13 protein-coding genes are annotated in these 14,226 nt (G+C 41.1%); all 13 read left to right on the top strand.

Going from position 1 to position 14,226, the window contains the following annotated elements; genetic code table 11:
* Nucleotide 1: 1 nt before the first annotated feature.
* The 13 genes from ABIC84_RS26400 to ABIC84_RS26340 all read left to right on the top strand — a co-directional run bounded on the left by ABIC84_RS26400 (nt 2) and on the right by ABIC84_RS26340 (nt 14,213).
* On the top strand, nt 2–499 hold the full coding sequence (locus tag ABIC84_RS26400) for a NuoI/complex I 23 kDa subunit family protein (protein WP_429265512.1): 498 nt from the start codon (nt 2–4) through the stop codon (nt 497–499).
* Between the two features lie 57 nt (nt 500–556).
* Nucleotides 557–1,060, top strand: coding sequence for an NADH-quinone oxidoreductase subunit J family protein (locus tag ABIC84_RS26395; protein WP_090533903.1), 504 nt, complete (start codon nt 557–559; stop codon nt 1,058–1,060).
* A complete protein-coding gene (gene nuoK, locus ABIC84_RS26390; protein WP_090533902.1) occupies nt 1,060–1,389 on the top strand; it encodes an NADH-quinone oxidoreductase subunit NuoK in 330 nt (109 codons plus the stop codon). Before ABIC84_RS26395 ends, nuoK begins: the two co-directional genes overlap by 1 nt.
* A gap of 143 nt (nt 1,390–1,532) precedes the next feature.
* A complete protein-coding gene (nuoL, locus tag ABIC84_RS26385) occupies nt 1,533–3,446 on the top strand; it encodes an NADH-quinone oxidoreductase subunit L (RefSeq protein WP_429265511.1) in 1,914 nt (637 codons plus the stop codon).
* 25 nt (nt 3,447–3,471) lie between these two features.
* Nucleotides 3,472–4,947, top strand: coding sequence for a complex I subunit 4 family protein (locus ABIC84_RS26380; RefSeq protein ID WP_429265510.1), 1,476 nt, complete (start codon nt 3,472–3,474; stop codon nt 4,945–4,947).
* 22 nt (nt 4,948–4,969) lie between these two features.
* A complete protein-coding gene (locus tag ABIC84_RS26375) occupies nt 4,970–6,352 on the top strand; it encodes an NADH-quinone oxidoreductase subunit N (protein ID WP_426581485.1) in 1,383 nt (460 codons plus the stop codon).
* A 55-nt stretch (nt 6,353–6,407) separates the two neighbouring features.
* A complete protein-coding gene (locus ABIC84_RS26370) occupies nt 6,408–7,052 on the top strand; it encodes a DedA family protein (protein WP_426581483.1) in 645 nt (214 codons plus the stop codon).
* Between the two features lie 33 nt (nt 7,053–7,085).
* Entirely contained in the window at nt 7,086–7,634 is a 549-nt protein-coding gene (locus ABIC84_RS26365; protein ID WP_429265509.1) for an inorganic diphosphatase, read from the top strand.
* A 4-nt stretch (nt 7,635–7,638) separates the two neighbouring features.
* Nucleotides 7,639–8,979: a hemolysin family protein gene (locus tag ABIC84_RS26360; protein ID WP_426581481.1), complete on the top strand. Its 1,341-nt coding sequence runs from the start codon at nt 7,639–7,641 to the stop codon at nt 8,977–8,979.
* Nucleotides 8,980–8,993: 14 nt separating this feature from the next.
* Nucleotides 8,994–9,701 carry a 16S rRNA (uracil(1498)-N(3))-methyltransferase gene (locus ABIC84_RS26355; protein ID WP_426581479.1) on the top strand — a complete coding sequence of 236 codons (708 nt, stop codon included), beginning with the start codon at nt 8,994–8,996 and terminating at the stop codon, nt 9,699–9,701.
* The gene (locus ABIC84_RS26350; protein WP_429265508.1) at nt 9,701–10,363 is read left to right on the top strand and encodes a DUF4159 domain-containing protein; all 663 of its coding nucleotides are present in this window, start codon (nt 9,701–9,703) and stop codon (nt 10,361–10,363) included. The genes ABIC84_RS26355 and ABIC84_RS26350 overlap by 1 nt, the downstream gene beginning before the upstream one ends.
* Nucleotides 10,364–10,531: 168 nt before the next feature.
* On the top strand, nt 10,532–11,032 hold the full coding sequence (locus ABIC84_RS26345) for a biotin/lipoyl-containing protein (RefSeq protein WP_429265507.1): 501 nt from the start codon (nt 10,532–10,534) through the stop codon (nt 11,030–11,032).
* Between the two features lie 127 nt (nt 11,033–11,159).
* Nucleotides 11,160–14,213: a SusC/RagA family TonB-linked outer membrane protein gene (locus ABIC84_RS26340; protein WP_429265506.1), complete on the top strand. Its 3,054-nt coding sequence runs from the start codon at nt 11,160–11,162 to the stop codon at nt 14,211–14,213.
* Nucleotides 14,214–14,226: the final 13 nt, after the last annotated feature.

Genomic DNA, 14,226 nt, shown 5'->3' with positions numbered 1-14,226 from the left:
AATGGAATCATTAAGCAATAAACGAAAAGTACTGGAAGTTAAGCCACTCAATTTTTTAGAGCGTGCTTACCTGCCGGCCATTGTGGGCGGTTTATCCACTACAATGAAACACTTTTTCAAAAAGCCGGTAACCATCAGCTATCCTGAAGAAAAGCGTGAATTTTCAGAGAATTTCCGCGGCATGCATTCGCTTAAACGTGATGAAGATGGCAGGGAACGTTGCACAGCCTGCGGCCTTTGCGCATTATCATGCCCGGCAGAAGCTATTACCATGACAGCTGCCGAACGTCAGAACGGCGAGGAGCACCTGTACCGGGAAGAGAAATACGCTGCTGTTTATGAAATCAACATGCTACGCTGCATTTTTTGCGGTTTATGCGAAGAGGCCTGCCCTAAAGAAGCTATTTATCTTGATGGTGATATTGTGCCTGCCGACTATTTAAGGAAGGATTTTATTTACGGTAAAGACAAATTAGTAGAAGCACCCTTAAATCAATAAAGAAGTTTTATACCTTTGCCCTGCCTAAAAGGGTAAAGGTATTTTGTAAATAAAAACATGAGTACATTTTACTTCATCGCATTTTTGTCCATATTCTTTTCGATATTGGTAATCTCGGCCAAAAATCCGGTACATAGTATCCTTTATCTGATCCTTACCTTTTTTACTTTCACCATCCACTACATTTTGCTTAACGCTCAATTTTTGGCGATTGTAAACTTCATCGTGTACATGGGCGCTATATTGGTATTGTTCCTGTATACGCTGATGCTCATCAACCTTAATAAGGAGTCGGAGCCTGTAAAGCCTTTCATGGTTAAAATAGCCGGTGTTTTTGGCGGAGGCATCTTGGCTGTAGCTGTTGCATCTTCACTTAAACTGATGGGCGCATCAAACCCGGTATTGTTACAAAACCCTGATCTGGGCCTTGTAAAAAACTTAGGTAAAGTATTGTTCAACGAATTTTTATTGCCATTTGAAGTGTCATCTGTATTGCTTTTATCAGCTATGGTAGGTGCGGTATTATTGGCCACTAAAGAAAAAGAACCTAAAGCAGCATAATGGAAAGTTTAACAAATACTATGCACGCCGTGCCGCTTAATCATTACATATTGTTAAGCACAATCATTTTTGCTATAGGCGTAATGGGCGTATTGATCCGCCGTAATGCTATCGTGATCTTCATGTCAGTCGAGTTGATGCTTAACTCGGTTAACCTGCTGCTTACCGCGTTTTCGGTATACAGGGGTGATGCAACCGGGCAGGTATTCGTGTTTTTTATCATGGCGCTGGCCGCTGCCGAAGTTGCAGTTGGTTTGGCTATTATCGTGATGATCTATCGTAATACTAATTCAATTGATATCAACGTACTGAACAGGTTGAAATGGTAACAGGTATTTCGGATTTCGGAGTTTCAATTTCGGAATTGTAATAGCTGATTAGTAATAAAACAAACGTTGTTGCCTCTTTCCAGCAATAGCGATTAGATAATTAAAAACGTATAACGTAACGCGTAAAACGTACAACATCGAACATGGATAAATATATCTGGCTTATTCCTATACTACCGTTAGCCGGTTTTGTTATAAACGGACTTGGCCGTAATTCATTATCAAAAAGTGTAATTGGCTTTATTGGCAGTTTGCTTGTAATGGTATCATTTGGTTTAAGCATTGCAGCTTTTTTCCAGGTAAAATCAACCGGGGTTCCTATTAATGTTAACTACTTTACCTGGTTTGCGGTAGGGGCATTAAAATTTCCTTTCGCATTTCTTATTGATCAGTTAAGCGCTATCATGCTGCTGATCATAACAGGCGTTGGCTTCCTGATCCACCTGTATTCTATTGGTTATATGCATGACGACGAAGGTTTCGGGAAATTTTTCGCTTACCTCAACCTGTTCGTTTTCTTCATGCTGCTGCTGGTTTTAGGTTCAAACTACCTCATCATGTTTATTGGATGGGAGGGCGTAGGCTTGTGCTCATACCTGCTGATCGGTTTTTGGTTTACCAACCCTGATTATGCAGATGCAGCGAAGAAAGCGTTTGTAATGAACCGTATCGGTGACCTTGGTTTCCTATTAGGCATCTTCACCATTATCTATGTTTTCGGTAGCATCCAGTTTGCAGAGATCTTCCCGAAGGCAGCTGTTATGAAATCAGGCGCTGGTCCACTGTTTATCATTACCATTTTACTATTCATTGGTGCTTGCGGTAAATCTGCGCAGTTGCCGTTGTTTACCTGGTTGCCAGATGCGATGGCCGGCCCAACTCCGGTTTCGGCTTTGATCCACGCTGCCACCATGGTTACAGCCGGTATCTATATGATTGCCCGCTCAAACATATTCTATACTTTATCTCCGGATACAATGGAGATCATTGCTTATGTAGGTTTGGCCACGGCGCTTATCGCGGCTCTTATCGCGTTAACGCAAACAGATATTAAAAAGGTATTGGCTTATTCAACAGTATCTCAATTGGGGTATATGTTTTTAGGCCTGGGTGTTGGTGCTTATACAGGTGCTTTCTTCCACGTGTTAACACACGCTTTCTTTAAAGCTTTATTATTCCTTGGTGCAGGGTCAGTGATCCACGCCATGAGTGGTGAGCAGGATATGCGTAAAATGGGCGGCTTAAAAGGCAAGATCAAAACTACGTTCACCACCATGATGATTGGTACTGTAGCTATCGCCGGTATCCCTCCTTTGGCAGGTTTCTTTTCAAAAGATGAGATCCTGGCACATGCTTATGCGCATAGCCCTATATTTTGGGCTATAGGTGTATTAACTGCTATGCTAACCTCATTCTACATGTTCAGGATGATGTACCTTACATTTTACGGAAAATTCCGTGGTACTCATGAGCAGGAGCATCATTTACATGAATCGCCTCCAACCATGACTATTCCGCTTATTGTATTAGCTATCCTTTCTATTGTAGGTGGTTGGATCGGTGTGCCGGAAGTATTACACGGACATCATGAACTGGCACATTTCCTTGAGCCTGTTTTCCATAAATCAAACGAAATTTTGGGCGAGCATCATTTGTCCGAATCACTTGAATACGCGTTAATGGGCACTTCGGTAGCATTGGCTTTAGCTGCTATGGCTTATGCCTATATGAAATATGCTAAAAATGGCAGTGTACCTGTTGCTGATACTGAAGAGCGCCCGGCACTTACAAGTCTGTCATACCACAAGTTTTACCTGGATGAGCTTTATGACCTGATCGTTCGTAAACCACTCGACTGGCTTTCAACCTTCTTCTATAACATCATAGAGCGTTTAGGTATCGATGGTTTGGTGAATGGGATTGGCAGAGGAACGATTGAAACCAGTAAAGGCCTGCGCCTGCTGCAAACCGGTAACGTAGGGTTCTACATATTTGTAATGGTACTGGGAATTATCGCGGTATTAGTGTATAGTGTATTTGGATTAACTAAAATATAAACGATAAGCGTTTAGCAACATAAAAATGACCGTTAGTATATTACTTTTTTTGCCAATAGTTGCCGCCCTGATAGTTGCCCTGCTTAAAAACGGGATAGCTAAACATGCTGCATTATTTTTCTCTGTTGCCCAACTGGTAATAGCGCTTATATTTTTAAGCAAGTTTGTTCCGGATGCATCAACCCAGTTTGTTATTGATGTGCCATGGATCAGCAGTTTTGGAATTTATTTCAGTGCCGGTATCGACGGGATCAGTATGATCCTGGTTTTGTTGACCACTGTGCTTGTACCATTAATTATTTTAACAACCTATCAGCATCAATATAAAAACGAAGGTGCCTTTTATGGTCTCATTCTGTTTATGCAAGCTGGCATGCTGGTTGTATTTACCGCCCTCGACGGATTTTTGTTTTACGTTGGATGGGAAGCGGCATTGATTCCAATTTACTTCATTTGTGCCCTTTGGGGAGGCGAAAACCGCATCCGTGTTACTATTAAGTTTTTCATTTACACCTTTGCAGGTTCACTGTTCATGCTGGTAGGTATCATTTACCTGTACCTCCAATCTCCCGACAAAACTTTCGACATCCACAATTTCTATAAAATGACTTTGGATGTTAAACATCAGAGCTGGATCTTCTGGGCGTTTTTCCTGGCTTTCGCCATTAAAATGCCTTTGTTCCCTTTCCATACCTGGCAGCCGGATACTTATACCGAAGCTCCATCTGGCGGTACCATGATGTTATCAGGTATAATGCTTAAAATGGGTATTTACGGTGCTATCCGCTGGATGATTCCTAATGCCCCGCTTGGCTTTTATCATTTCCAGGCGTTGGCCATGATCCTTGGGGTTATAGGTGTAGTATATGCTTCTATTATCGCCTTTAAACAAAAAGACGGAAAACGCCTGGTGGCCTATTCATCAATAGCACACGTTGGCCTGATTGCTGCGGGTATTTTTGCCTGGAATATTGCTGGCGTTCAGGGCGCCATGATTCAGATGCTTAACCACGGTATTAACGTTGTTGGTATGTTCTTTATCTGGGACATCATCAGCCGCAGGCTGAACACCCGTGAGATTAGTCAACTGGGCGGTATTGCTAAAGTAGCCCCTAAATTCGCAATAGGTTTCCTGATCATATTATTAGGTACAGTAGGCTTACCGCTTACCAATGGTTTTATTGGTGAGTTCCTGTTGCTGAAAGGTGTATTTGATTTTAGCGTACAGCATTATGTAAACCTGGTATTGGCTGCTGTTGCGGGCCTTACCATCATATTTGGCGCGGTTTACATGTTACGCCTTTATAAAAATGTAATGCAGGGCGAAACCAACCCGCTTACAGCTACTTTTGCTGATGTTAGCGGCACTGAAAAGCTAACGTTGTGTATCATTTGTGCCCTGGTTATTGTATTAGGTATTTATCCTCAGCCTATTCTGCATATTTCTGAAGCTGCGGTAACGCAACTGGTAAATCAGATAGGTTCAAAGTTTACAATGTAGGTTTAAGATTTTAAAGAAAAGAATGAATACTATAATCATCATATCTGTTTTACCTATAGTGCTGCTGTATTTAGGGTTGTATAAAGCGCAAAAAGCTTTGTTACCCGTTACCGTTATAGGCTTACTGGCTGCTTTAGGTTTTGCAATTTGCCAATGGACTTCAAAAGATACAGCCGAGCCGCTTTATACCGGCATGCTGCTGTTCAACAATTTCTCTGTTGTATTTTCAAGTGTTACCATTATATCTACCATACTGATCCTGTTACTGTCAAAAGGATACTTTGAGCGGATCAGCAGGCATACCGCCGAGTATTATGCCATTATCTTGTTTTCGCTGGCAGGTATCATTGTGATGGTATCATTCAATAACCTGGTGATGCTGTTTATCGGCATCGAGATCATGTCAGTTAGCTTGTACATCCTGGCCGGCATTAAAAAGAGCGATTTCGCTTCAAATGAAGCTGCTTTGAAATACTTTTTAATGGGTGCTTTTTCAACCGGCTTCCTGCTGTTTGGTATGGCCCTGTTATACGGATCATCCGGTTCATTCAATATCGATGCAATCAGGGAATATGTAATTAATCATCCGCATATCGATCCAATGTTTTATACCGGCATAGCCCTGATCATTGTAGGTTTATGTTTTAAAGTTGGTGCAGCCCCCTTTCATTTCTGGACACCGGATGTATACGAAGGTGCGCCTACGCTGATCACGGCTTTCATGTCGACTGTAGTTAAAACAGCGGGGTTTGCAGCTTTCCTGCGTTTATTTTCAGCCTGTTTCCAGCCATTGTCTGACTTCTGGACACCAATAATACTTGTAATCACTATTATTACCTTATTTATAGGCAATATCACCGCGTTGTATCAGCAAAGCTTTAAGAGGATGCTTGCATTTTCAAGTATCTCTCACGCCGGCTACCTGTTATTTGCAATCGTGTCATTAGGCGCTGCTTCAGGCAATTCGGTGTTTGTATATGCTACAGCATATTCAATTGCTTCAATTATCGCGTTTGGCGGCTTGATATTAGTACAGCAACAAAACGGAAGCGACAATTTTGAAAGCTTTAACGGCCTGGGTAAGAAGAACCCGTTCCTTGCCTTTGTATTAACTGTAGCCATGCTTTCATTGGCGGGGATTCCGCTTACTGCAGGCTTCATCGGTAAATTCTTCATGTTTTCGGGAGCGGTAAGCCGTTATCATATCGGTTTAGTTATTATAGCTGTGATTAACGCTATCATTAGTATCTTTTACTATTTCAGGGTCATCATCGCCATGTATTTCCGTACCGACGAACGCGCAGAGCTTACAGTGCCGGTTTATTATAAAGTAGTATTTGCACTTTCTGCTCTCGCTACAATCCTTATTGGTGTTTATCCCGATGTTATAGCCCGTTTCATATAATCGGTATTGATAACTGCAAATTGATATAATATTTGTAGTTTTACAGATATAGTGAATGGAAAGTTTCTGGGAATACCTTCAAAATTTAACTGACGCACAATCCATAATAAGCAGGGGTGGTTTTTATCTCTTGCTTATTGTTGTTTTTGCCGAAACCGGTTTATTCTTTGGTTTCTTTCTGCCCGGCGATTACCTGCTGTTTATGGCTGGTTTATTATGTGCCGCTGGTAAAGTTGATGTTTCTATAACTACGCTGGTATTGTCATTGATAGGCGCCGGAGTATTAGGCAATTTTACCGGGTATTGGTTTGGTTACCGAACGGGGCCGGTATTATTCAATAAAAACGACTCACTATTTTTTAAGCGGCGGTACGTAGTACTGGCCAGTGAGTTTTACAACAAACATGGGGGAATGGCGCTTATTTTAGGGAGATTTTTCCCTATTGTTAGAACATTTGCTCCTATATTTGCAGGTGTTGTTAAGGTTGATATTAGAAGATTTTCGGTTTATAACCTTATTGGCAGCGTGGCCTGGGTATGTGTATTTACGCTGGGCGGTTTTTTTTTAGGGCGAAGGTTCCCTCAACTGCAGGATTATCTGCAATACATTGTACTGGGATTGATTGTAATTACAACAATTCCGCTGGTTATTGCTTATGTTAAAAAGAAACTTCGTGAAAAAAACGAAAAAATAGATTAGTTAATAATTTTATATACTATATAATAAAGATAAATGAGTACTCTGCATCCATGGCACCAGGTTTCACCAGGTGATAATATCCCTGAAATAGTAAATGCTATTATTGAAATTCCAAAAGGATCAAAAGCGAAATATGAAATTGATAAAGAGTCGGGCTTGCTAAAGCTCGATCGTGTGTTATTTTCATCTGTAATGTACCCGGCTAACTACGGCTTTATCCCTCAAACCTATTGCGATGATAAAGATCCTTTGGATATCCTTGTACTTTGCTCAATTGATGTTTTCCCAATGTCTATCATTGAGGCTAAGGTAGTAGGTGTAATGCACATGGTTGATAACGGTGAGCAGGATGATAAGATCATAGCTGTAGCAAAAAATGATATGTCGGTAAATTACATCAACGATTTAAATGAGCTGCCGCCACATGCCATGACCGAAATTGTTCGCTTTTTTAAAGACTACAAAAAATTAGAAGGCAAAAACGTTACCATCGAACATTTGTTAGGTGTACGTTATGCCCATAAAGTGATAACCGAGAGTTTGGAGCTGTACAAGTCTAAGTTCCCTGTGTATCAATCATAAATAAATGGACCCCGCACATTACGAGATTAGTTTATTTTACATTTTCGCTACCATATTTTTGGTTTTACTCAATGGCTTTTTCGTAGCCGCGGAGTTTGCCATGGTAAGGGTTCGGGGTTCGCAAATTGAAATTAGGGCCAAAGGCGGCAGCGGCGTAGCCAAAGTTGCCCGAGGCATATTGCATAATTTAGATGGTTACCTGGCTGCCACACAGCTGGGTATTACCATTGCTTCGCTGGCGCTCGGCGTTGTGGGTGAGGAGGTTGCCACCAACATCGTGATCCGCGCTTTCCTGAGCGTGGGCATAACCCTTTCTCCGGGTTATATTACTGCCAGTCATATCCTGGCTTTCAGCTTTATCACCATTATGCACATTGTTTTTGGTGAGCTTGCGCCTAAATCGTTGGCTATCCAAAAATCGGTACGTACTGTAATGGCTGTTTCATTGCCGCTCAGGTTCTTCTTTGTGGTTTTCAGGCCATTTATATGGGTACTTAATAATTTTGCAAATTTCATTCTGAAATTATTGGGTATAAGCACCGTTGAAGGCGGTGAAACCCATCATAGTTCGGAAGAACTGCAATACCTGTTGGAGCAAGGTAAAGAGACCGGCGCACTTGACTCAAATGAGCACGAACTAATCCAGAACGTGTTTGATTTTAACGAGCGTGTGGTAAAAAACATCATGGTACCGCGTACCAAAATCTCGGGAGTCGATATCGCTTCAACCAAAGAAGAGCTGCTGGATATGATCATCAACGAAGGTTATTCGCGGATGCCGGTTTATGACGATGTTATAGATAAGATCATCGGTATAGTACATGCCAAGGATATTTTGCCACTACTGGCCCGGAACGAGGAGATTGTACTTAAAGATATTATCCGCAAACCGTATTTCATCCCCGAAACCAAAAAGATCAACGATCTGATGGCCGAACTACAGCAAAAGCGCATCCAGATAGCTATTGTACTTGACGAGTTTGGCGGTACTGCAGGCATGGTTACATTGGAAGATATTGTTGAAGAGCTTGTTGGCGAGATACAGGATGAGTATGATGAAGAAAAGCCAATTGTTGAAAAAGTAAATGAGCGTGAGTTTATAGTTAATGCGCTTGCATCTATTTACGATGTGAACGAGCATTTACCGCATGATTTACCTGAAGATGGCGATTTCGATACCGTATCGGGCTGGCTTGGCGATATCTTCGGGAAGATCCCTGATGTTGGTGAGCAAAAAGAATCGAACGGATATAACATCACTGTACTGAAAAAATCCGACCAGAATATTGAATCAGTTAAACTCGAATTACTGATAAATGAAGAAGATGCAGTAGATTTACATTAATCTGCTTATCCATAATGCAACTTTTTTATACGCCTGATATTGACGCCTCGCATCCACAATACTTTCTGAGCGAAGAAGAAAGCAAACACGCTATACGTGTGCTGCGCCTCGAAGCGGGCAACGAAGTGCAACTGATTGACGGAAGGGGAGGCTTATATACCGCTCTCATCCATGACGGACACCCTAAGCGTACCATTCTAAAAATAACATCGGTAATTACCGAATTTGAAAAACGTAATCATTATCTACACATCGCGGTAGCACCAACCAAAAATATTGAACGCCTGGAATGGTTTTTGGAAAAAGCTACAGAGATTGGTATCGATGAAGTATCGCTGATCGTCACCCAGCGTTCAGAGCGTAAGGAGGCCAAGGTGGAGCGTTTAAATAAAATCATCACCGCTGCTATCAAGCAATCCCTTAAAGCCTACCATCCGCTATTAAATGAGCCTTTAACGCTAAACCAACTATTCGATAAACCTTTTGAGGGGCAAAAGTTTATTGCCCATTGTGAACCCGGAGAGAAATTCAATCTGAAAGACGAAATAACCCCGCAAGGCCGTTATTTAATATTGATAGGCCCGGAAGGGGATTTTGCTCCGGCTGAGATTGATAAGGCTTTGCACAATGGGTTTAAACCAATATCTTTAGGTACAAGTCGCCTGCGTACGGAAACTGCCGCGCTGGAGGCTTGCTTTGAGGTGAATTTTTTAAACAGATAATGAAAAGGATAAGGTTAGCATTGGTTGTTTTATTTGCGGCTATAGCAATGAGCAGCTTTAATGCCCCTGCCTATAAGATTGCCCGCCTTAAATACAGCGGCGGCGGCGATTGGTATGGCGACCGCACAGCGTTACCTAACCTGATCAAATTCTGTAATGAAAACCTCAAAACCAATTTTGATGACGACGATGAAGTAGTTGAGGCAGGCGGTGCTTCTTTATTTAATTATCCTTTCACCTTTATGACGGGGCATGGCAACGTGATCTTTTCCGACCAGGAAGCCCGGAACCTGCGTAAATACCTTACCGGCGGGGGCTTTTTGCATATCGATGATAATTACGGGCTCGACCAATATATTCGCCCGCAAATGAAGAAGGTGTTTCCTGAGCTTGATTTTGTTGAACTGCCGGTTAATCACCCTATTTACCATCAAAAATATGACTTCCCGAACGGCTTACCCAAAATTCATGAGCATGACGGCAAGCGTGCCCAGGGTTTTGGATTGATATACAAAGGCAGATTAGTTTGTTTTTACACTTATGAGTGCGATTTGGGCAACGGTTGGGAAGATTATGGCACCTATGCCGGCGATACCCAGGAAGGCCGCCAAAAGGCCCTTAAAATGGGCGCAAATTTAATTCAATACATCTTTACCCAATAGTTGCCTCTTTGTTCCGCAGCGCATTATGCAATGCACCATTTTCTTTATACTGTAGTTAAACATTGGATTTTGCTTATGGAACCTTTGTGGTTAATAATAATATGTTTAGCTTTATACCAGCCCCTAAACAAATAATATATAAACCGCTTATCTCCAAATCTAAATCCTATGTATAAATTAAGTATTAATAGCCATTTTAATATTGAAGCTGAGAGAACCATTGCGGCGGGACTGCTTATTAACGGGGTTAAAAGAGATGCGGATATCAAACCAATACAACCTGGTATTTACCACGTCATCGAAAACAACCGCTCATACAATGTCGAGGTAGTCAATTTTAACGGTGACGAAAAAACTGCTGAAATAAAAGTTAATAATCATATATATAGCATTAGTGCTAAGGATCAATTTGATATACTGCTTGATAAGCTTGGTTTTAGTAATTTAAACAGTGCCAGGATTAGCGAAATTAAAGCCCCTATGCCAGGTTTGGTATTGAAAGTATTTGTAAATAAGGGAGATATCATTAAAAAAGGTGACAATCTCTTTGTGCTTGAAGCTATGAAGATGGAGAACATCATCAAAGCCCCCGCCAATGTAACGGTTGGAAAGATATTAATAAAGCCTGGAGATAAAGTTGAAAAAGGGCAGATTTTAATGCTTTTTTAACTGATTGTTATTGTTCTAAATATGCGATAATAACATTTTTGCAACAAATGCAACGTAGTTTTAAGGCTTTTGTTGTTTCTACACATTTTTTTTACGAACTTACTTTCTTAATTAACAATATTAACTTATGAAGAAACATCTACTAACAATTCTGTTGTTATGTACTTGTATTGCCTTCGGTTTTGCTCAAAACCGGGTTATTACAGGTAAAGTAACAGATCAGAAAGACGGCTCGCCCTTACCGGGGGTAAGCGTAACTGTAAAAGGAGTTGCCGGGCTTGGCACCCAAACCGACATTAACGGTGGTTATAAACTTAGTGTGCCGGCAAATGCTAAAGGTTTAGTTTTTAATTTTTTAGGGTACCTTCCCCGCGAAATCGCTATAAATGGAGCAGCGGTAAATGCACAGTTGACCACAGATTCAAAAGTACTTAATGAGGTTGTGGTTGTAGGATATGGTACACAAAGCAAGCGATCATTGACCGGCTCTGTTTCAAAGATTAAAGGCGGCGACATAGAAAATATTCCTGTACCAAGTCTTGAATCGGCTATACAAGGCCGGAGCCCGGGCGTATACATTCAGGCTCAAAACGGTAAATTAGGGCAGGGTATCCAGGTTAGGGTACGTGGTGCATCTTCTGTATCAGCCGGCAGCCAACCATTATACGTGGTGGACGGATTGCCGATTACTGTCAATGATTTTTCAAGTAACGGAGCATCTACTAATCCGCTTGTGGATTTGAACCAGAATGATATCGAGTCTATCGATATTTTAAAGGACGCTTCTGCGGCAGCTATATATGGTTCGAGAGCATCAAATGGCGTTGTTTTGGTTACCACAAAAAAAGGTAAAGCAGGTTCAACAAAAATTACCTATAATCAATATTATGGTTTTAGTAAGCCGACCCGTGAACGCGAATTTCTAAATTCAAAAGAATATTTAAAACTTGTACAATCGGCTGCAGTTGCAGGTGGTTTGGAAGATTATGCCAAAAGCCGTTTGACCAGATATGCTGCGGGAAATGCAAACTATGCAAATACAAATGTAAATACCAATTGGCAAGATCAAATCACTCAGCACGCTCCGGTTCAAAATTATAACCTTGTATTTTCGGGTGGTACAGAAAAAACAAAATTTTACATATCCGGAACTTATAACGACCAAAAAGGTTGGATACTAAAGAACAAGATCAATCAATACAGTTTACGTACAAATATCGAAAATCAGGCTACCAACTGGCTTACAGTAGGTGCCAATTTGAGCGTTTCGCGTACGCAAAATCATCGTTTGGATAATGATAATGCTTTTTCGACCCCCGAGCAAATCGTTGCATTGTCACCTATTACACCTGTCATTGACCCGCGTACGGGCCTGTTAAGTGGTCAGCTTGATCCCGCCACCGGCTTGCCAAATAGTAATTTCCCGGTGTATTTTAACCCGCTGCTAAATTCTGAAAATAGTTATTTCATTACTACGGATTATCGTAACCTTGGTAATGTTTTTGGAGAGATTAAGATATTGCCATCTTTAACTTTCAGGAGTGAGGTAGGTGTAGATATTTTAAATTCAAGTGAAGATAATTATTCAGGCAGCCTTACTGCACGTAATTCGGGCACTAATAATGGAGTGGGTTTTAATTCTTCAATAACGTCCATTAATTTTAACACCAATAACTTTTTACATTTCTTAAAGGATTTTGGAAAAAGCAGTATTGATGCGGTTGGCGGTATGACCTATCAAAGACAGCAAAATGACTTAAATTCACTGAATGGTGAACAATTTCCGAGCGATGCTTATAAGAAGCTAATAAGCTCCGCAAGTATCACCAGCGCTTTGTCATCGTCAACTGCTTATTCATTACTGTCTTATTTTGCAAGAGCTAATTATAAATATCATGACAGGTATCTTTTATCATTAAGCGGTCGTATCGACGGGTCTTCAAGGTTCGGTGCCGATCACCGGTATGGTTTCTTCCCTGCAGGTTCTGTTGGGTGGATAGTTTCGGAAGAAGGTTTCATGAAAAATCAAAAGCTGATATCTGACTTGAAATTAAGAGGCAGCTATGGTTTAACCGGTAACTCTGAGATAGGTAATTTTCCGGCGCGGGGGCTATATACCGAATTTGGTTATGCAGGTGTTGCCGGAGCGAGGCCTACGCAATTACCAAATCCCGATTTAAAGTGGGAAACTACTGCCCAAACAGATATAGGTTTGGATATAGCTTTTTTAGGAGGCCGCTTAGCAGGCCAGTTTGATGTTTATTTGAAGAAAACAAAAGATCTGCTGTTGAATGTACAAGTACCGGCAACTTCCGGATTTACTACCATTACACAAAACCTCGGTAAATTGCAGAACAAGGGCTTGGAAATTCAGATAGATTCAAAAAATCTTGTGGGTAAAGTAACCTGGAATACAAGCTTTAATATCTCATTCAATCGCAATAAAATAACTGATCTTAAAGGACAGGTTATAACAGGCAGCGGCGATGCTGTTAACCGTGCCATGGAAGGACAGCCCTTAGGTATATTTGTGGCTCCGGAGTTTGCCGGCGCTGATCCTGCAAATGGTGATGCCTTATATTACAAAAATACCGATTTAGGCAATGGTAAACGAGACCGTACCAAAACTAATGATTACAATGAGGCGATTCCTGTTGTAGTTGGTAATCCAAATCCCAAATATATCGCAGGACTAAATAACAGTATCAGTTACATGGGTATAGATTTTAGTTTCCTGATACAATCAGTTAATGGGAACCAAATTTATAACGGTGCCGGTCAGTATATGTCAGTTGGTTTTAACAATGGTTTTGATAACCAAACCCGCGATCAGCTGCTGGCCTGGACAAAACCCGGGCAAATTACCAATGTACCTGAAGCCCGTTTATTTGGCGGAAACGGAGTTAACCCAAGTTCAAGGTTTCTGGACGACGGTTCATACGTGCGTTTGAAAAATATTGTGTTAGGGTATAACTTCCCTAAAGCATTGATAAGCAAAATTAAATTATCAAGCCTAAGAGTTTATGCACAGGCTACTAACCTGGCTACCTGGACAAAATACAAAGGTTGGGACCCAGAGCTTAATTCCGATGCGTTTTCAGGAAATATTACTCAGGGGTATGACTTTTATGCCGCACCTCAGGCTAAGACTATAACTTTTGGTATAAACGTGGGATTTTAATTTAAGCTGAAGA

It is taken from the genome of Mucilaginibacter sp. 3215 (assembly GCF_050433785.1).
Lineage (GTDB): Bacteria > Bacteroidota > Bacteroidia > Sphingobacteriales > Sphingobacteriaceae > Mucilaginibacter.
The sequence above is the reverse complement of the archived record's forward strand: the minus strand, read 5'-3'. Positions and strand labels throughout refer to the sequence as shown.

What these genes read in the sequence shown, in the direction of transcription:
- ABIC84_RS26400 (WP_429265512.1), top strand. Translation starts at nt 2, where the DNA reads ATGGAATCATTAAGCAATAAACGAAAAGTACTGGAAGTTAAGCCACTC.
- ABIC84_RS26395 (WP_090533903.1), top strand. Translation starts at nt 557, where the DNA reads ATGAGTACATTTTACTTCATCGCATTTTTGTCCATATTCTTTTCGATA.
- nuoK (WP_090533902.1), top strand. Translation starts at nt 1,060, where the DNA reads ATGGAAAGTTTAACAAATACTATGCACGCCGTGCCGCTTAATCATTAC.
- nuoL (WP_429265511.1), top strand. Translation starts at nt 1,533, where the DNA reads ATGGATAAATATATCTGGCTTATTCCTATACTACCGTTAGCCGGTTTT.
- ABIC84_RS26380 (WP_429265510.1), top strand. Translation starts at nt 3,472, where the DNA reads ATGACCGTTAGTATATTACTTTTTTTGCCAATAGTTGCCGCCCTGATA.
- ABIC84_RS26375 (WP_426581485.1), top strand. Translation starts at nt 4,970, where the DNA reads ATGAATACTATAATCATCATATCTGTTTTACCTATAGTGCTGCTGTAT.
- ABIC84_RS26370 (WP_426581483.1), top strand. Translation starts at nt 6,408, where the DNA reads ATGGAAAGTTTCTGGGAATACCTTCAAAATTTAACTGACGCACAATCC.
- ABIC84_RS26365 (WP_429265509.1), top strand. Translation starts at nt 7,086, where the DNA reads ATGAGTACTCTGCATCCATGGCACCAGGTTTCACCAGGTGATAATATC.
- ABIC84_RS26360 (WP_426581481.1), top strand. Translation starts at nt 7,639, where the DNA reads ATGGACCCCGCACATTACGAGATTAGTTTATTTTACATTTTCGCTACC.
- ABIC84_RS26355 (WP_426581479.1), top strand. Translation starts at nt 8,994, where the DNA reads ATGCAACTTTTTTATACGCCTGATATTGACGCCTCGCATCCACAATAC.
- ABIC84_RS26350 (WP_429265508.1), top strand. Translation starts at nt 9,701, where the DNA reads ATGAAAAGGATAAGGTTAGCATTGGTTGTTTTATTTGCGGCTATAGCA.
- ABIC84_RS26345 (WP_429265507.1), top strand. Translation starts at nt 10,532, where the DNA reads ATGTATAAATTAAGTATTAATAGCCATTTTAATATTGAAGCTGAGAGA.
- ABIC84_RS26340 (WP_429265506.1), top strand. Translation starts at nt 11,160, where the DNA reads ATGAAGAAACATCTACTAACAATTCTGTTGTTATGTACTTGTATTGCC.